Below are 19,053 nucleotides of genomic sequence, written 5' to 3'. Positions count from 1 at the left end.
ACAGTATCCCCGTGCCCATGAAGAAGAAGGTGAAGGCTGTAGTGAGTATCGATTATTCAGCACGTATTGCACGCGCCCAGGCGCTCATCGCGGAGAAGGGTTATGCCGCGCTGGTGGCCAGCCCGGGGCGAGAGTTTCGTTTCTTCACCGGCCTCGGGTTCGATACCCACGAGCGGCTCACCGCGCTGGTGATTCCCGCCCACGGCGAGCCCGTGGTGGTGATCCCCGAAGTGGACGCCCACGAGGCACCCGCCTCCGTCACCGTCCGCGGGTGGCGCGATGGGCAGGACCCCTATGGCATGGTTCGCGCGGTATTCGACGATGCCGCCAGCGACGCCCCGCTGGCGTTGAGTGAGCAGATGCCCCTCGCGCATGCAGCGCACTTTATGGACCGGCCGATCCGTGGGGTCGATAGCGCCTTTCCGGAGTTGAGCGTGGTCAAAGAAGACATCGAGATCGAGTGGCTCGCCGAGGCCGCAGCCGCCATCGACGCGGTGCACGCCCAGGTTCCCGCGCTGCTTCAGGAGGGCGTGAGTGAGCGCGCTATCGCCGAGCAGCTGCACACGCTCATCCTCCGCGCAGGGCATAGCACCGTGGACTTCGTCATCGTCGGCTCTGGGCCTAATGGCGCGAATCCGCACCACAGCTTCTCCGATCGCCGGCTGCAGGCCGGCGACATCGTGGTCGTGGATATCGGCGGCACTATGCCCAGCGGCTATCACTCCGACTGCACCCGCACCTACGCGGTAGGCGAGATCGACGCCGACGTCGCGGAGATGTACTCCGTGCTGGATCGGGCGCAGCGCACCGCCATCGCCGCCATTGCGCCTGGGGTGCGCGCGGCAGACATCGACGCCGCCGCGCGGGACATCATCGAGGCCGCGGGCTATGGCGACGCCTTTTTCCACCGCACCGGCCACGGCATCGGGCTCGAGGTACACGAGCAGCCCTTCATCATCGCGGGCAATGATCTCGTGCTGCAGCCGGGTATGTGCTTCTCTGTGGAACCGGGCATCTACCTGCGCGGGCGCTTCGGCGCCCGCATCGAAGACATCGTGGCGGTAGACGATGACGGGGTGCGCGTGCTCAACACACGCCCCCGGAATCTCTATCCCGATAGCTCCGGCGCGCACCCCGAGGATCACTGATGTCAGAGACCCTTCTGCTGCTTGGCGGCACCTCTGATATCGGCGGCGAGATGGCGTCCCGGCTCTGCCGCGGACGGCCCGTTGTGCTGGCCGGGCGATCCCCGGAAAGAATGCAACCGGTGGCCGAGCGGCTCCGCCGACTGGGAGCCGCCAGCGTGCAAATCATCGAGTGGGATGCCACAGAGCTGGACTCGCACCGCCGCCTCGTTGAACAGGCAGGGGGAGCGGCGATCACCGATGCCATCGTCGCCTTCGGCATTCTCGGCGAACAAGAACGCGCAGAGCACGAGGAACAGCACGCCGCCGAGATCGCCCACATCGACTACGTGGCGCAGGTATCTATGCTCACCGTGCTGGCCGATGTGATGCGCTCGGGCACCATCTACGCTTTTTCCTCTATCGCCGGCTGGCGGGCCCGACGCGCCAACTACGTCTACGGTTCCACCAAGGCCGGCCTGGACGCCTTCTGCCAAGGACTCACTGATCGGCTGCATGGCACGGAGGTGCATCTGCTCACTGCCCGCCCTGGGTTTGTGATCGGGTCCATGACCACCGGCATGTCGCCGGCGCCGCTGTCATCCACCCCCGATCAGGTTGCCGAGGCGGTGCTGGCTGCCCGCGGCCGCAGCGCCACGGTATGGGTGCCGCGTCGGCTGCGGCTGCTGGCGTGGATCATGTCTCTGGTTCCGCGCCCGGTGTGGCGGCGGATGCCGCGTTAAGAAAGGTCAGCTTCTGTGATCATTGATGTCATCGGAATCGGCGCCGAGGGGCTGTCCTCGCTCAGCCCCGCCGCCCGTGCCGCCCTCGACTCCGCCGAGATTGTGCTGGGCTCGACGCGCCAGCTCGCGCTGGTCGATGCGCCCGCCACCCGCGCCTGGCCCTCACCGCTCGTGCCCGCCCTACCGGGCATGATCGCCGAGCTGCAGCAGCAGCGCGTCGCTGTGCTCGCCAGCGGTGATCCGCTCTTCCACGGCATTGCCAGCACGCTGCAGCGGGAGGTGCCGGAGGCGCAGCTGCGCATCTATCCGGCGGTGTCCTCCTTCGCTATGGCCTGTGCGCGTCTTGGCTGGGCGCAGCAGCACACTCCGCACACTTCGCTGGTGACCGGCGATGTCGCGAGCATTGGAGTGCTGGTGGATCAGGCCCGGCCCTTCCTCGTGCTCGGGCGCGATCGCTCCTCCGCGGCCACGATATGCGACTATCTTCGCGAACGCGGCCTCGAGGACACGGCCGTGACGGTGCTCGCTGATCTCGGGGCGGCACACGAGTGCATCACCACCGGTACTGCCGCCGCGCCACCGGAACAAGACAGCGGCCTTGCCGTTATCGCGGTCGAACCGCCGGCACGGGCGGCGCGTACCCTCGCCCCTGGGCTGCCCGATGACAGCTACGACCATGACGGACAGCTGACCAAACAAGATATTCGTGCGTTCACCGTGTGCGCGCTGGCGCCCCGAGCAGGGGAGCTGCTGTGGGACATTGGCGGCGGTTCGGGATCAATCAGCATCGAATGGCTGCGACTCGATCCCCGTAACCGCGCCCGCATCTTCGAAAGCCATCCGCAGCGTGCCGAGCGCATCGCGGCCAACGCCCGCGCCCTCGGCGTGCCCCAGCTGGACATCAGCGGCGCCGCCCCCGATGCTCTACTGCGTAGTGACTCTCCCGACTGCATCTTCATCGGCGGCGGGCTGACCGCCGAGGGAGTCTGGGAGGCGGCGTGGGCGGCCCTGCGCCCAGGTGGGCGCCTGGTGGCCAATGCGGTGACGGCAGAAAGCGTCGACAAGCTCTGGCAGCTGAAACGAGACTACGGCGGCACGCTGCGGCGCATCGCGATTGAAAACGAAACCTCGATCGGTTCCTTCACCGCCTATAAGCCGGCCTATCCTGTATGGCAGTGGCGTGTAAGCAAATAGAAAGACAACCCCTATGACTGTGTACTTCATTGGCGCTGGCCCCGGTGCCGCCGATCTTTTAACGCTGCGGGCCGATGCCCTCATTCGGCGTTGCCCCGTGTGCCTCTACGCCGGCAGTATCGTGCCGGAGGAGGTACTGGAGCACACCCCAGACGGCGCGGAGGTGATTAATACCGCCCGCATGCCGCTCGACGCGATCATGGAGGTGATCGAGCGCGCCCACAAGGAGGGCAAGGACGTGGCCCGGCTGCAGTCGGGGGATCCCAGCGTCTATTCGGCGCTAGCGGAACAGGCGCGGCGTGTGAGCGCGCTCGGGATCGACTACGAGATCGTGCCAGGGGTGCCCTCCTTCGCCGCTGCGGCCGCCAGCCTCGGCCATGAGCTGACGGTGCCCACCGTGGGCCAGTCCGTAGTGCTCACCCGCATCAATGGTCGCGCCAGCCAGATGCCCGAAGGGGAGGAGCTGGAGAACTTCGCCCGCACCGGCACCACCCTGTGCATTCATCTCGCCGCTCACGCAATTGACGAGGTCGTGGCCACTCTCGAGCCCTACTATGGCGACTGCCCAGTGGCCGTGGTGGCCTATGCCTCCCGCCCCGAGGAGCAGATCGTGCGCGGGCGCTTATCGACGATCGCTGCCGCCATCCGCGACGCAGGAATTACCCGCACTGCCATGATTATCGTCGGCAAGGTCCTCGCCGCCGAGCAGTTCCCGGATTCCTTCCTCTACTCGGATGACCGGCCCCGCGATGAACACGGAAGGACGATTCCATGCGTGCACTAATTTTGGGCGGCACCTCGGAGGGACGCGACCTCGCTAAGCGCATGCTCGCCGAGAACTGGGAGGTCACGACCTCGCTGGCGGGCCGGGTAGCGAATCCACGCCTGCCTGTGGGCATGGTGCGTATCGGCGGCTTCGGCGGACCGGCGGGGCTGGCGCAGTGGATCGTGAGCAACGATATCGACGTGCTCATCGATGCCACCCACCCCTTCGCCGAGGTCATCAGCGAATCCGCCGCCGAGGCGAGCCGCGCCACCGGCCGCCCGCTCATCGCTCTTCACCGCCCCGCTTGGACCCCGCAGCCGCGGGATCGCTGGCACTCCGTGCACAGTGTGGACGAGGCAGCGCGCGTGGTGGCCCGCGACTACTCGCATATTTTCCTCACCATCGGGCGGCAAAAGCTCGCGCCCTTCGCCGCCGATACCCATAATCTCTACGTCATCCGCTGCGTCGATCCGCCAGAGGTAGCGCTGCCGCCGCGCAATCGCGTTCTCCTCGATCGTGGCCCCTTCGACGTCGCAGCGGAGAAGAAACTCATGATCGGCAACCAGATTGACGTTGTCGTCACCAAAAACTCCGGCGGCAACTACACCCGGGCCAAGCTCGACGCTGCCCGGGAGCTCGGCATCGACGTAGTCATGGTCGAACGACCCCCGCTACCGGGTGGCTCCAACGTGATCGTGGTGGACAACGCCTCTGACGCTATGCGCGAAGCTCGGCTGGTCTAGCCGACAGGCTCCTATCCCCACCCCGAGGCCCGAGGCTCCGAGACCGGATACCTCTCCGACCCCTCTCCATCCCTTCTGCATAACAGCGGCAGGGGAGAGGGGTCTTTGTTCTGCCTTCAATCGGCTATTACCCCCTAAAAGGGCCAAGGGAACCTCGCGGCCCCGTGGATACGTCTACTCCCTGTGAGCGCATGAGTGCGCGCGGTGTCCCACCCATGACACCACGGCGCGAACCATGAGCTCGCAACCACACTGTATTGCAGCGCTGTGGCCGAGTGAACGTACCAATATCTGAGTCTAAGGGGGAAGCAGCACACATGGTTTGTGGTGCTACTACGCAGCTGAGTGATGCGGCGGCGCTTCGCCGTTCGCTTCGCTTTGGTGCGGCTCTGATGTGGGAACGGAACTCGAAAGATACTGCCTCTCACCGCAGCGTGCGCCCATGGAGAAAGCCTCACGCCGGCGATCCCGGCGAGGGGTGCCTCTCCGAGAAGGCGCGTGCTCGCCACCGCACACCCAGCGGCGGAATCCGCTTCCAGCGGCGACCGTATTGTGGCGACGCACACCCCGGCAGCATCGGCTGCGTGCTCAAACATAGGGGTTGTTTGAGCAGCGCGCCCCGTCGCCGCCATATCCACTGGCAATGGCGGCGACATTGGCGAAGTGGTGCAGAGATGGCCTCGGGGGATGTCGTCTCTGCACCCACTTCGCTACCCCTTAAAAGGGCACCCGCAGTGAGTTGTACTGCACGATTGTCCATCCTCATTCACTCTTATTTTTACCCACCTAATGAAAGGACCCCATGAGGAACCTCCGACACTCCGCAGTACAACGCCGCCGCACCCTCGGCACCGTCCTAGCCCTAGCGCTGGTCACAACCAGCGGCTGCGCAACAGTGACTGGGCAAGCAGAAACTGAGGAGGCAACAAGCAACACCACCAAGGAAGATTCGACGACCACTGAGGAATCAGGCACTGAATTATCCGACTGGTTCGAAGCCACCTCAGAGAACTTCGACTACCAGGCGCCGGGATTTGATTATTTCAATACCTGCGAAGTAATTTCGCCGGCAGACATGGAAAAGCTCGGACTAAAGAAACGTAAATTTGTTCCGCATATTTTCAACGATGGAATTGATTCATGCGTGTACCATACTGAACTGTCGGACTCGACGTCTTATTTAACGATGACGGACCCAAACACCCTCGAGAGCCTAGAAGCCAGGGTGCGAATCCACCCGAAAGGGAAGTTTATTACAGATGAGAAGGTTCACACTTTTGAGCTTCCAGATTCGGTAGTAACGCATTGTGGAGCCGGAAGTTTCACCCCAGAAGGACGGGTGTCGGTTATTTCCACAACACATTTTTTTAAGCACACACAACACGATGCATGCAACCTCGCATATAACGTACTAAAACATATATCGGAAAAGACGAAGGGGTAATCACGATGGACGTCTGCACTGGAAATCTTGGCTTCAACGGGGATCGAATAAGTTCATGCCTAGAACGGATGGACTTCATGCATTTTTATATAGCCAATGGCTCCGTAATAAAAACTTTCACCGAAGTCTCCGGGCTAGACCAGCTGGGCATGCAGCATGGGAATGTTCTTCTGTCCACTCCAGGCAGCTTGACACAAGTCGCCTCGCTTTTTGTGAAGCACGTTCACTGGCTCAGCGACGCCACGCATGCAACAAATGGCGGGTTCCAGTTTCAGGATGAGGCTATGCGTGAAAGCCTTTACGGAACATCCTCTGCGGAAGTCTTGGGAACGTTTCCACCGAAACCGAGCATCTTCTACAGTGATTTCCCCTTCGCGCCAGCGGTGGTTAATCCAGCCACCTCCTTGCAAGCGCTCCAGGCGGCCTTCGCCGCGACACGGCTCAACATTGTTGGTGCTACGGCCGACCTTTGGCGATGGATTTCTACTGAATCGGCCGCCATCTCCGCTGATCTGCACCACATAGCTGCAGATATCGCCGGCACCAATGAGGGCGAAGCGGTCGAAACCTCTGCAGCCACCATCCGAGAAGCTGCGCAACAAGCCCAGAATTTCTCCGTCAATGCCGAGGCGATGGGCATGACGGTGCAGAACCTGCACACCATCCATAGCTACGGCCACTCCCTCGTTAACGAGGCGGCGGCGCGTACCGCCCACATCACCGATCCGGCCCTCAAGGCTCAGGCCGAGGACGCCTTCGTTAAAACTTTCACCACCACACTCTTTCCGCCCACACTGCACATGGGTGTACCGGTTCTCCGCAATCTCATGGCCACTCCACCACAAGGCGGCTACGCCCATCTCATTCCCACGGGCATGGATCACGCCGTTGACGCCGCGGGAGCCAACGTCCCTAAAACACTTCGAACCCTCGACGCCATCACCCACAACAGCACCAGCAACCAGCCGGGTTCTATGGCGCGTGCCCACGCCGCCCTCAACGAACTCTCCAGTATCGCCGCGCCCTCCACCGAGACCGCCGGCACCACCACGGCACCCAGCACCTCAGCGGCCGCACCACAGCTGTCGCAGAACCCGCTCCATCCTTCTTCACCGCAGGCATCCCCGCTCGCCGGCACGGTGGGCGGCGCGAGAAGCCCACAGACGTTCACCAATGCGCTCACCACGCCCACCACGTTGGGCTCGCCATCCCCAGCATCTGCCGGCCGCCACACCGCAACCAGTCCAGTGCATCCACTTGGAGCGATCCCACGCGCCACCGGCTCAGCCCGCGGGGTGACATCCACTACGCCGCGGCACGCCGGGCTTTCCGCACCAGGTGCGTCCCTGCGTAGTAGCAGTGGGGCAGGGGCTACCCCCTTGGCACGCTCTGCTCAGCCGCTGATCCCGCCCGCGGCTACTTCTACTCCGAATCACTCCCCGAACCCGACGGCGTCGCCACGCGGTGCCGCCACGGCACCGCCGGCGGTGCTGGGGCAGAATACGAGCAACAGCAAGCCCAGCCCTGGTCGTGGCCCCATGGCGGCGTTCGGCCCCACTGCGGGCCGCAGCCCTAAGACACAGGGGAAGGGGCCTGTCATCTCCGTCCTCGCGCCGGAGGAAAAGGATGCAAATAAACGCGCTTTGCTGGGCAAACAAACGCCGCGTGTGGCCGGTCCCATCGGCACGTGGGCTCGCCAAAGCCCAGACAAGCGCCAGGAATCGAAGAAAAACTAGGCTCTTATTGCTTCGCTACACAGCACAGCCGGCTGCAGCACCCTAAGAGGTGCGCAGCCGGCTTCATCATTGCTGATTCAGACCCTAAAACAGGTTCAACGGGTCCTGGGTGTCATAGCGGCGAGAGGTAAACACCCTCGTGGCCTTCTCCGGCCCGCCGCGATACACGGTGGTGGTGGAGGCGCCGATAATCACCATGGTGCGCATGTCCACGATCTCCGGGTCGAAGTCGCGGAGCGTGGTCACCTGCACCCGTTCTTGCTCGGAGCCCACGGCGCGGGCGACGATCACCGGCAGCTCGGGCGACTGGTACTCGCCGACGATCTCGGCGAGTTTCGCCACCTGCTCGCGGCGGGTCTTCGATGCCGGGTTGTACACCGCGAAGGCCATGTCGGCGGAGGCAAGTGCACGGATCCGCTTCTCGATAACCTCCCAAGGCTTCAGCCGGTCGGACAAGGAGATCATGCCGAAGTCATGCCCCAAAGGGGCACCGACGCGCGATGCCACAGCCTGCGCTGCGGTCATTCCCGGCACGACCCGCACCGATACATCGGCCCATTGCGGATCTTGGGCCACATCGAGCACCGCTGAGGCCATGGCGAATACTCCCGGATCACCGGAGCTGACCACGGCCACACGCTTGCCTTCTTTCGCCAAGTCGAGGGCCATGGCGGCGCGCTCGGCTTCCACCTTGTTGTCCGAGAGATGCTGGCGCTGTCCGGCCCGCTGCGGCACCCGCCGCACATAGGTGGAATAGCCCACCACATCGGTGGCTCTGGCGAGCTCCCAAGAGGTCTCGGGGGTGGTCCATGCAGAGTTGCCTGGGCCGAGTCCCAGCACCACCACCTCACCATGGGAGGGCTGTTGATCCTCAAGTACAAAGCCTTGACGCTGGCTGGGCACCACAACGCAGGAGAAGTAGGGAATATTCTCCGGATCGGCCTCGCGGACAGGCACGATGCGCTGGCCGTCCATGCTGGCGCGGGAGACGATATAAGAATCCTCCAGTCGGCCGGTGGCCTCCAAGGCGTCTCGGACGGCGGTGAAGGTGCGGCCCAGCTTCATGATCACGGCCGTATCGGCGGTGCTCAGTGCGCGCTTGAGGTTTTCCACGCCCACGGTGGCGGGCAGCACAGCGAGTATGTCCTCGGCCTCGGCGAGGGGAAGCCCCAAGGCATCAGCGGAGGCGGTAATAGACGGGATACCGGGAATGATTTTTGCCTCAAAGTCGCTTGCCAATAGCCGGTGCAGGTGCTGATACGAGGAGTAGAGCATGGGATCGCCCAGGCTGAGCACCACCACGGTCTTGCCGGCGGCGAGATGCGCGCTGAGTCTTTCGGCGGCCTCGCTATAGAACTCGGCCATGGCCCCGGCGTAGCCGCCGGGGTGGTTGGTAATCCCAGTGGTCACAGGGTAGGCGAGCAGTTCCTCTTCGCAGTCGGCGGGCAGGTAGTCGGCGGCGATGGATCGCGCGGTCGAGCTGCGCTTCGGGCCGGCGTGATAGACCACCACATCGGCCTGCTTCAACGTGGCGACGGCCTTGAGGGTGAGTAGTTCGGGATCACCGGGTCCGACCCCGATGCCGATGAGTGTTCCGGAAGCCACGGTTAGATGATCTCCTTCTCGGTGGCTAGGGCGTTCAGGGCGGCGCAGGTGATGGCAGAGCCGCCGCGGCGGCCATGAACGGTGAGGAACTCGATTCCGAGATCGGCAGCGGACTCCGCTAGGGCCACCTTGGATTCGGCGGCGCCGACGAAACCGACGGGAATGCCGAGCACGGCTGCTGGGCGAGGTCGCTGCGGATCCTCGGCGAGCCAGTTGAGCAGGTGGAATAGCGCGGTGGGGGCGTTACCAATGGCCACCACGGCGCCTTCGAGGATCGGCTCCCAGCGTTCCACGGCTGCGGCAGAGCGCGTGGTTCCTCTGCTGCGGGCCAGCTCGACGGTCTCCTCATCGCGCAACATGCAGACAACATCGTTGTCCGCGGGCAACCGGGTGCGCGTCACGCCTGAGCGCACCATATTCACATCGCTAATGATGGGAGCTCCGCTGCGTAGTGCCTCTCGCGCGGCGGGGACAAGTCCAGCAGAGAACTCGATATCGGCTGCGAGGTCGGTGGCGCCGGCGGCGTGGATCATGCGCACAGCCACCTGGGACTGCTCTTTATCGAAGGGGGAGAGATCGGATTCCTCGCGGATCATGGCGAAGGACTGCCGGTAAATCTCGTTGCCGTCTGTTTCGTAGGTGTACACCTGACAGGGTTTCCTCTCGGGGTTAGAAGGTGCGCGCGGTAGCGGGAGTGCCGCTGGCGACGGTGACGTCGTAGTCGCCATCGCTTTCGGCCACATAGTCCCAGTAATTGTGCAAGGGGTGCCCACAACGGCGTTCGCAGCCGGAGAAGTGCACCGCGTCGGCGGTGGAGGGATCGGGCAGGGCCTGGGTGCGGATCGCGCTCAGGGCATCGCCGCGCACATCGCTGCGGGATTTGGTGCAGCCGGGAAGCCCAGTGCAGGCGCTGACGCGCAGCCACGGGGAGTGGCGGTCAAATACCAGCCCTTGGGGCGCAAGCACCTTGGCCACGGCCTCGGCTTCGTCTTCGTCGAGATCGCACACCACCACGCCGGCCCACGGCGTAATACGAACGGGTTTGTCGCTGGCGGCCAGCATCTGCGCCACTCGGGCGCTGAGGACGCCAAAAGGCAAGGAGGCGCCGAGATCCACCCGGCCATCGCTGCGCTCCAGCCAGCCGATGGGGGCGTCCTCGGCTTTGGCTCGCTTCGTCAGCTGCACGGTCTCGCAGGTGGGGCTGCACTCGGGCAGCTCCGCCAGATAGTCGAGCAGCTGGGCGCGCCGCTCGGGGCTTTCCTGCACGCGCCAGCACTCACCACGGATTCGTTGCCACTGTTCAGCGGCGTGGATGAGGACCTGCGGGGCGGCGTCGATAAGCACCGAGAGGGCAGTGGGGAGACCACCGAGGATCACGATGGCCTCGCGCTGCGAGATCAATTGGATGCCGAAGTCGGGGTGCTGGGCGGTGATGCCGCCGTCGCCGCCGTCGAGGCCGAAGAGGGTGCGCCCGGATAAGCCGGTGACTTCCTCGCTGGCCAGCAGCCCGCGATCGAGGTCGGCGACGAGCGCGTCGAGGTCGCGGGAGAGGGGAGAGGCGATGATATTGCGGATCTTGTCGTGGGCGATGCTCGGTAAGAGGCCGAGCTCGCACACCGCCGAGGAAAACGCCTCGCGCTGGCGGATGCCGCGGATTTGGACGTTGCCGCGGGTGGTGACGTGAATATCGCCATCGCCATGCTCCTCGGCAAGGTGGGCGAGCGCGGCAAGATGCTCCGAGCTGGCGCGACCACCGGCGATGCGGATGCGGCCGATGAACCCATCGGCGGCCTCATGCATCTTCAACGCGCCAGGGCAGCCATCACCGCGTTGGCGATTGCCAAGACCGAGCGTGTCGGCGACAGAGGGGACGTGATCGAACTTCTCCATAGCTTTAAAGATAGTCCCGTGCCGAGCCCAGAGCCCATGCCAGCCCCGGCGCGGCGTCGAGCGGCTCCTCGGGAGCGGTGCCGAATACGGCCATTTTCACCCAGGACCCAGGAAAGAGCAGCTGCTCGTGGTCGGCGCGGGCGAGGCAGTAGGTGAAGGTGATCTCGCCGGGGATTTTCGGCGGTGCCCACACCAGCGCCCACTCCCACTGCCCGGTGGCCACGAGGGCCTGGCCGAGCAGCATGGTCACATACTCCGCCTCCTCGGGAACGGGCAGCCCCAAGGCGCCGAGAACCTTATCTGCGTAGTCGCTCTCGAGACCATAGGCGCGCAGCAGAATCTGGTCGAGCTCCGTGAGCGCGGCATCGCTGAAGTCTTGGTCCCAGGACTCCAGCAGGGACTGTGCGCTGCGTTCATAGCTATCGAGGGTGTCGCCGAAAAGCTCCCTTCCGAGAGCAATGTTCTGGTCAAATTCAGACATGGGTTTATCCTATCTGGCATGGATGATCCTCAGTCTCCTCCTAGCGAGCCGCGGCGGCGCAGCATGCCTACGGGTCGGGGAGTGGCCGCGCAGCTGCGGGTGGTGGCCGGTCTGGTTGGCCATGCGCTCCGGCGGCCGCCCGCGGCCCCTGCGGTCGAGGTGCGCACCCAGCCGCACCCGGATGCGCGAGGACTCCTCATCGATGCCCAGCCCACCTCCACTGTCGGGGTGGGTGGGCGTGCCATCCCGGCGCGCAGCTGGCGTTTTAGCTATACCACCGACGATTCGACCGGCCGGGTCATTCCCGCCACCGGCTTGTATATCCGCCCGTTGCGCCCGTGGACGGGGCCTGGGCCGCGCCCGGTGGTGGCGTTCGCTCCCTCCACCCAGGGCATGGGGGCTTCTTCTGATCCCTCGCAGTCGGCGCCGATCGGCTGGGCGGTGCGGCGCCGCGGCCGCCGTATCGAGGATGTGATCTTCGCCTATGAGCTGCCGGTGATCAATCACTTTGTCTCCCGCGGCATGGGGGTGGTGGTCATCGATTATCCCCGCGATCCACGCACCGGCATTCAGCTCTACGCCAACAACATCGCCTGCGGTTATGCGCTTATCGACGCCGTCCGCGCCTGCAGTAGCCATTTCTTTCCCGCAGCCGCCCCGGTGGGGTGGTGGGGATTTTCTCAGGGCGGGGGAGCCGTGGGCAAGGCCTGCGAACTGGCCGCTACGGCTGAGCCCCGGCCCCGAGCAGCGGTGGTGGGGGCACCGCCCTCAGACCTGGTGAAGGTATTGCGCTTTGTGGATCACCACACCCTCACCGGCATTGTTTCCTTTGCCGTGCTCGGTTTTTATACCTCCCATCCGGAGACGGTGCGTGCGGCGTTGGCGAATGTCAGTGACTACGGGCTAGAGCAGATCCGGGCCACAGCGCTGCTCTCGGCCTTCGGCGCGGCGCTGCGCGGCGGCTGGCGGGGCAGTAGGCACTGGACTACGAATGACCAGCGTCTTAGCGCCAGTCTTGATGAGTCTGCGGCGCTTACCGCCGAGTTAGAGCGGCATCGTTTAGGCACCCAGCCGCTGCATCACCCCACGTTATTGTGGGGCAACCGCTATGACGATGTGATCCCTTTCCCACAGGTAGAGGAAGTGGCGCACGGCTGGGCCAGGCTCAGCCCGGAGTATCTGGATTATCGGGTATATGCCTTTTTGCCCACCGTCTTTCACTTCACTGTGGGCCACTTTGGCACCTATGCCTTAACGATGCGTCGTCATGCGCAGTGGCTGTGCGATCATCTCTATGACGCAGAGAGATAAAAACTTGCGGTAGATCGACCGGCTAGTGCCCTTGAGACACATCACATATGTGTAGGGTTAGGTCACAGTCAGTGTCTTGGGAAACCGGTGCAACTCCGGTCGCGGTCGCGCCACTGTGATAGCCAGACCTCAAGGCCGCTGCCGATGTTGTACCCCCATTGTTCGCGTGGGCGCGCACACCCACACACGATGAAAGCGAGTCATCTGCTCCATGATTCTGTTGCTCTCCACGTCTGATACGGACTTGCTCTCCGCTAAGGCCGCCAATGCCGAGGACAATGTTCATTTTCGCTATGCCAATCCCACCGGATTGAGCTCTGAACGCATCGATGAGCTGGTGGGCGACGCCGAGATCATCGTCGCTCGGCTGCTGGGTGGCTACCGCTGGTGGGAAGATCTCATCACCACCGTGCTGGCGCATAACAAGCCCACCGTGTTTGTCTCGGGCGAGTTGGCCGTCGACGCCGAGCTCACCCGCACCTCCACCACACCGGCGGGTGTGACCACCGAGGCCCACACCTATCTCGCCGAGGGCGGGGCGAAGAACCTGGTGCAGCTGCACCACTTCCTCTCCGATACCGTGCTGCTCACCGGCTTTGGCTTCCAGCCGCCGGAGCGTATGCCCATGTGGGGCCATCTCGACGAGGCAGTGCCCGACGCGAGCGCGGCGCACGCGGCGCCGCGGGTGGGCATTATCTACTACCGCGCCCAGCACCTCGCCGGCAATACCGACTACATTGCGGAGCTCGCGCGCGCCATCCAGGCCGCGGGGGCGGTGCCCGTGCCGCTCTTTGCCGCGTCTTTGCGCCAGGCCTCCGAGGAATTGCTCGATGAGCTCTCCACCATGGATGCCATCATCACCACCGTGCTGGCCGCCGGCGGCAAGGCTCCCGCGAGCGCACAGGCCGGCGGCGACGATGACTCTTGGGATGTGAAGGCACTCGCCGCCTTGGATGTGCCGATTATTCAGGGCATCGCCACCACCTCGCCGCGCAGCCAGTGGGTGGATAATGACGACGGCCTCACCCCGCTCGATGTCACCAACTCGGTGGCCGTGCCCGAGTTCGATGGCCGCATCATCACCGTTCCCTTCTCCTTCAAGGAATATGACGATGATGGCCTGATCTCCTATGTGGCCGATAAGGAGCGCTGCGCTCGGCTGGCGTCGATCAGCGTCAACCATGCCAAGCTGCGCTCGATTCCCAATGAGCAGAAGAAGATCGTGCTCATGCTCTCCGCTTATCCCACCAAGCACGCCCGCATCGGCAACGCGGTGGGCCTGGATACCCCTGCCTCCACGCTGCGGGTGCTGCACGCCCTGGACGAGGCAGGCTACGATCTCGGCGATACCACCCAGATCCCCGGTTTCACCGATGGCAACTCCGATGCGCTCATGCACGCCGTGATCGACGCCGGTGGCCACGACCCCGAGTGGCTCACCGAGGAAGTGCTGCGCACCAACCCGCTCAAGCTCTCTAAGGAAGACTACTGCTCGTTCTTCTCCACGCTGCCGCAGGCAATGCAGGAAGAAATGATCGAGCACTGGGGCCAGGCACCCGGCGAGCACTACGTGCATCCCGACACCGGCGAGCTCTATATCGCCGGCCTGAAGTTCGGCAATGTCATGCTGATGGTGCAGCCGCCGCGCGGCTTCGGGGAAAACCCTGTGGGCATCTACCATGACCCTGATCTTCCCGCGAACCACCACTATCTGGGCGTGTACTACTGGCTGCGAGAGATCTTCGGCGCCCACGCCATTGTGCACATGGGCAAGCACGGCAACATGGAATGGCTCCCCGGTAAAACCGTGGGCCTGTCCAATGAGTGCTATCCGGATCAAGCCATCGCCGATGTGCCCTTGATCTACCCCTTCTTGGTCAATGACCCCGGCGAGGGCACCCAGGCCAAGCGCCGCGCCCACGCCCTCTTGGTCGATCACATGATCCCGCCCATGGCCCGCGCCGAATCCTATGGCGATATCACCCGCCTCGAGCAGCTTCTCGACGAGCACCAGAACATCTCCGCCATGGACCCGGCCAAACTTCCGGCCATTCGCCAAGAGATCTGGACGCTTTTGCAAGCCGCCAAGATGGACCAAGACCTCGGCTGGGAGTCTCGCCCCGACGAGGAGGTCTTCGATGACATGCTCATGCACGTCGATGGCTGGCTCTGCGAGATCAAAGACGTTGCTATCCGCGGCGGCCTGCACGTGCTCGGCCAGCGCAGCAAGGACGAGGAGCTCGTGGAGCTGGTGGCCGCGATGCTGCGTTCCCGCCAGCTATGGGGCGGCTCCAGCGCGGTGGAGGGCCTGCGCGAAAGCCTCGGGCTCTCCGAATCGGGCGATGAAAGCCGCACCCGCGTCGATAACATCGAGGAGCTGGCTGTCGCGCTGATCCGCTCCCTCTCCGACCACAACTGGGACCCAGACGCCGTAGACGAGGTGCTGCGCAGCGTGGAGCTGCCGGAGACCGCCAAGCCGGAGCAGTTGGCACACCTGCTGCGCTTCGCCGCCGAGGAAGTGGTGCCGCGACTGGCGGCCACGCCGCGCGAGATCACCCAGATCCTGCGCGCCCTCGACGGCCGCTTCATCGAGGCCGGGCCCTCCGGATCGCCGATGCGCGGTTTGATCAATGTGCTGCCCACCGGCCGCAACTTCTACGCCGTGGATCCCAAAGCCATCCCCTCGCGGCTCGCGTGGGAGACCGGCCAGCTGCTGGCCGATTCACTTATCGAGCGCTACCAGTCGGATCACGACGGCGCCTATCCCGAGTCGGTGGGGCTTTCGGTATGGGGTACCTCCGCCATGCGCACCTCCGGCGATGACATCGCCGAGGTATTCGCCCTGCTGGGTGTGCGCCCCGTGTGGGACGAGGCCTCGCGACGCGTCGTGGATCTGCACGTGATCCCGCTGGAGGAACTCGGCCGCCCGCGCATCGATGTCACCGTGCGCATCTCCGGCTTCTTCCGCGATGCATTCCCGCACGTCATTACGCTTATCGACGATGCCGTCCAGCTCGTCGCCGGCCTGGACGAGCCCCACGAGCAGAACTATGTGGCCGCCCACGCCCAGGCCGATGTGGACTCCGGGCTCACCCCGCGCCGTATCTTCGGCTCCAAGCCCGGCACCTATGGCGCCGGGATGCTCGAGCTCATCGAATCCGGCAACTGGCGCGATGATCAAGACCTCGCGGCCGTCTACACCTCCTGGGGTGGCTATGCCTATGGCCGTGACCTCCCCGGTGTGAAGGCCGATGAGGAGATGAAGGCCGCCTACCGCCGCATCAAGGTCGCAGCGAAGAACATCGACTCCGCCGAGCACGATATCGCCGACTCGGATGACTACTTCCAGTATCACGGCGGCATGGTGGCCACGATTCGCGCTCTGACAGGGGAGAATCCCGACGCCGTCATCGGCGATTCCACCCGCCAGGAAACGGTGAAGACCCGCAGCCTGCACGAGGAATCGCGGCGCGTCTTCCGTGCCCGCGTCGTCAATCCGCGCTGGATCGAGGCGATGCGCCGCCACGGATATAAGGGCGCATTCGAGATGACCGCCACCGTGGACTATCTCTTCGGCTATGACGCCACCACCGGCCTCATGGACGATTGGATGTATGAGACTCTCACAGACACCTATGTGAAAGACGAGACCAACCGCGAGTTCTTCCAAGAGTCCAATCCGTGGGCGCTGAAGGATATCGCAGAACGTCTACTCGAAGCCGCCGACCGCAACCTCTGGGAGGAGCCGGACCAAGAGCGTCTGGATCTGCTCCGCGATACCTTCCTAGAGATGGAAGGCGATATCGAGGCCCGCGGCGACTCTCAGAGCTAGCCACGGCCACAGCGCCCTCCCGAGTATCTGCCCGCGCAGTGCTTCGGAAGGGCGCTTGTCGTCTCTTCTAGCCGGCAGGTGCCACGAGGGTAGGGGCGGGCGCTTGGCTTCACCCGTGTGCCCTTAGGCTCAGGTAGACTCGACCACCGTGCGTTTAGGACTACTTTTTCCCCTGTACATCGTCGGCGAGATCCTCGCCTTCTACCTCGTCGGTAGGTGGATTGGCTTCGGCTGGGCGATCCTACTGCTTGGCCTGCTGTTCATCCTCGGCTTTGTGTTCGCCAACTATGAGATGCGCGCGATCGTGCGCCGCGCCGCCAGCAACCCCACGGCGGCCCGACCCGGTCAGGTAGTAGGGGATTATGGCCTGCTCTTCGCCGGTTTGGTGGGCGTCGCTCTGCCCGGATACATCACCTCCATCACCGGTTTGCTCTGCATTCTGCCGCCCACCCGCGCGGTGATCCGGCGGGTCATGGCGCGCACCACCATGGCGCGCCTGGATAAGCTGAGCGTTAAGACCTTCACGATGACCCAAAAGCGCGGCACCTATGGCTCTTTCGCGCCGGTGATCGATGAAGAAGAAATCAAGAAGTGGACAGAAAGCGTCAATCCGGACGATTTCGACACCCCGCATAACGGCCAGAACAAGGGCCGCAGCAACGGCCCGAGCAACGATAGCGATAGCCCCGAATCTCAGTAATGCCGCTGCTTCTCCACCTCGCCTGCGCAGCCCTCTCAGGGCTGCTCTTGTATTTTTCCTTCGAACCCCACGGCTATTGGTTCGCCGGGGTGCTGAGCTTCGCGCTGCTGTATATCGCGCTGCACCCCTGGCGCCGCTGGCTGGCGCGCCCGATCACCTGGCGCAGCGGACTACTCATTGGCGCCACCCACGCCCTATGCGCCTACCTGCCGCTTTTGCCGTGGGTAGGCGAGTTCGTCGGCGCCCCGCCCTATATTGCCCTCGCTATCGTCAATACCCTCTATATCCTGCTCTTTTCCGCTATCGCACCGCGCCTCGGGCCGCTGGCCTTCACGCTGTTTTATGTGGCCGTGGAGTGGCTGCACTCCACATGGCCCTTCGGTGGCTTCGCCTGGGTGCGGGTGGCCTGGGGACAAATCACTGGGCCCCTCAGCGCCCTAGCCCCGGTGGGCGGACCGGCGCTGGTGACCGCCGCCACCGTCGGCATCGGCGCCGGACTCGCCGGCCTGCTCCTGCGCGCGCGGCTATCGTCACTGCTCACGCTCGCATCCGTCGCCGTGATACTGCTCGGCGGCACGCTATATGGCTCCTCGCTGGAGCAGCGCCCCTCTTCAGGCGAGGTGACGGTCGCCGCCGTGCAGGGCAATGTGCCGCGCATGGGCTTGGACTTCAACGCCCAGCGCGAGGCAGTGCTGAACAACCATAGTGCCGAAACCGAACGCATTGACCGCCCAGTCGATCTGGTGGTCTGGCCGGAAAACGCCGCCGATGTCAATCCTTTTGCCCACGCTTCTGCCCGGGCGCGCATCGCGGAGGCGGTGGCGCACGTGAACGCGCCACTCTTGGTAGGCACGGTCACCCGCGATGAGGTGGGCGCGCGCAACACGATGGTGGTGTTCAATGCCGATGGCACAGTGGGCGAGCACCATTACAAGAAGTATCTGCAGCCCTTCGGCGAGTACATGCCCTACCGAGATTTCTTTCGGCACTTCTCCGACTACGTTGATCTCGCCGGGGATTTCAGGCCCGGCGAGGGCTCGGGCGTGGTGCATATGAACGACATCGCGGTGGGTGTATCCACCTGCTACGAGGTGGCCTTCGACCGCGCCGGCCGCGATGCCGTGCTGGCCGGCGCGCAGATCCTGACCACGCCCACCAACAATGCCACCTTCGGTTTCACAGACATGACCTATCAACAGTTGGCGATGAGCAGATTCCGCGCCAAGGAGTTGGATAGGGCAGTTGTGGTGGCCGCCACCTCTGGGGTCTCCGCACTGGTCAGCCCGAGTGGAAAGGTGCTGGAACAGACCGATATTTTCACCGCGGATCACCTGGTGGACACGCTACCGCTGCGGTCCACGCGCACGATCGCAGCCATCCATGGTGGTCAGATCGAGGCCGGACTCACTATTATTGGAGTGTTAGCCGCTGCGGCCGGTATAGTGCGTGGTCGCAAAGCCTGAAGTCAGCCCCTAGTGGCGCTT

General features: G+C 64.1%; 15 protein-coding genes. 11 read left to right on the top strand and 4 right to left on the bottom strand.

Annotation, left to right across the window (positions count from 1 at the left end):
- Positions 1-17 precede the first annotated feature (17 nt).
- From KRX12_RS08060 to KRX12_RS08030, 7 genes are all read left to right on the top strand, one after another.
- Positions 18-1,148 carry a Xaa-Pro peptidase family protein gene (locus KRX12_RS08060; RefSeq protein WP_218366295.1) on the top strand — a complete coding sequence of 377 codons (1,131 nt, stop codon included), beginning with the start codon at positions 18-20 and terminating at the stop codon, positions 1,146-1,148.
- A complete protein-coding gene (locus KRX12_RS08055; RefSeq protein WP_218366294.1) occupies positions 1,148-1,867 on the top strand; it encodes an SDR family oxidoreductase in 720 nt (239 codons plus the stop codon). Before KRX12_RS08060 ends, KRX12_RS08055 begins: the two co-directional genes overlap by 1 nt.
- Positions 1,868-1,882: 15 nt before the next feature.
- Positions 1,883-3,061 (top strand): precorrin-6y C5,15-methyltransferase (decarboxylating) subunit CbiE, encoded by a 1,179-nt coding sequence (cbiE, locus tag KRX12_RS11015; RefSeq protein ID WP_218366293.1) that lies wholly within the window; start codon positions 1,883-1,885, stop codon positions 3,059-3,061.
- Positions 3,062-3,074: 13 nt separating this feature from the next.
- Positions 3,075-3,845, top strand: coding sequence for a precorrin-4 C(11)-methyltransferase (gene cobM, locus KRX12_RS08045; protein WP_218366292.1), 771 nt, complete (start codon positions 3,075-3,077; stop codon positions 3,843-3,845).
- On the top strand, positions 3,833-4,570 hold the full coding sequence (locus KRX12_RS08040; RefSeq protein ID WP_218366291.1) for a cobalt-precorrin-6A reductase: 738 nt from the start codon (positions 3,833-3,835) through the stop codon (positions 4,568-4,570). Before cobM ends, KRX12_RS08040 begins: the two co-directional genes overlap by 13 nt.
- 802 nt (positions 4,571-5,372) lie before the next feature.
- Complete coding sequence (locus tag KRX12_RS08035; RefSeq protein WP_218366290.1) at positions 5,373-6,014, top strand: hypothetical protein; 642 nt, start codon at positions 5,373-5,375, stop codon at positions 6,012-6,014.
- 284 nt (positions 6,015-6,298) lie between these two features.
- On the top strand, positions 6,299-7,750 hold the full coding sequence (locus tag KRX12_RS08030; protein WP_218366289.1) for a hypothetical protein: 1,452 nt from the start codon (positions 6,299-6,301) through the stop codon (positions 7,748-7,750).
- 84 nt (positions 7,751-7,834) lie between these two features.
- Here KRX12_RS08030 and cobJ read toward each other — a convergent pair whose 3' ends face one another.
- From cobJ to KRX12_RS08010, 4 genes are read right to left on the bottom strand one after another with little or no spacing between them, the layout of a single operon-like run.
- The gene (gene cobJ, locus KRX12_RS08025; protein WP_218366288.1) at positions 7,835-9,355 is read right to left on the bottom strand and encodes a precorrin-3B C(17)-methyltransferase; all 1,521 of its coding nucleotides are present in this window, start codon (positions 9,353-9,355) and stop codon (positions 7,835-7,837) included.
- Positions 9,356-9,357: 2 nt separating this feature from the next.
- Positions 9,358-10,002, bottom strand: a complete 645-nt coding sequence (locus tag KRX12_RS08020; RefSeq protein WP_218363228.1) for a precorrin-8X methylmutase — start codon at positions 10,000-10,002, stop codon at positions 9,358-9,360.
- A 22-nt stretch (positions 10,003-10,024) separates the two neighbouring features.
- Positions 10,025-11,245, bottom strand: a complete 1,221-nt coding sequence (cobG, locus tag KRX12_RS08015) for a precorrin-3B synthase (RefSeq protein ID WP_218366287.1) — start codon at positions 11,243-11,245, stop codon at positions 10,025-10,027.
- Between the two features lie 4 nt (positions 11,246-11,249).
- Positions 11,250-11,726: a hypothetical protein gene (locus KRX12_RS08010; RefSeq protein ID WP_218363226.1), complete on the bottom strand. Its 477-nt coding sequence runs from the start codon at positions 11,724-11,726 to the stop codon at positions 11,250-11,252.
- An 18-nt stretch (positions 11,727-11,744) separates the two neighbouring features.
- Here KRX12_RS08010 and KRX12_RS08005 point away from each other — a divergent pair, with 18 nt between their 5' ends.
- From KRX12_RS08005 to lnt, 4 genes are all read left to right on the top strand, one after another.
- A complete protein-coding gene (locus tag KRX12_RS08005; RefSeq protein WP_218366286.1) occupies positions 11,745-13,037 on the top strand; it encodes a lipase family protein in 1,293 nt (430 codons plus the stop codon).
- Positions 13,038-13,248: 211 nt separating this feature from the next.
- Entirely contained in the window at positions 13,249-16,869 is a 3,621-nt protein-coding gene (cobN, locus tag KRX12_RS08000; RefSeq protein WP_218366285.1) for a cobaltochelatase subunit CobN, read from the top strand.
- A gap of 148 nt (positions 16,870-17,017) precedes the next feature.
- A complete protein-coding gene (locus tag KRX12_RS07995; protein ID WP_218363223.1) occupies positions 17,018-17,569 on the top strand; it encodes an FxsA family protein in 552 nt (183 codons plus the stop codon).
- Positions 17,569-19,032 carry an apolipoprotein N-acyltransferase gene (gene lnt / locus KRX12_RS07990; RefSeq protein WP_218366284.1) on the top strand — a complete coding sequence of 488 codons (1,464 nt, stop codon included), beginning with the start codon at positions 17,569-17,571 and terminating at the stop codon, positions 19,030-19,032. Before KRX12_RS07995 ends, lnt begins: the two co-directional genes overlap by 1 nt.
- Positions 19,033-19,053 lie beyond the last annotated feature (21 nt).

This window comes from Corynebacterium sp. TAE3-ERU2, assembly GCF_019209955.1.
Taxonomy (GTDB): Bacteria; Actinomycetota; Actinomycetes; order Mycobacteriales; family Mycobacteriaceae; genus Corynebacterium; species Corynebacterium megadyptis.
This window is presented reverse-complemented; position numbering and strand designations above follow the sequence as displayed.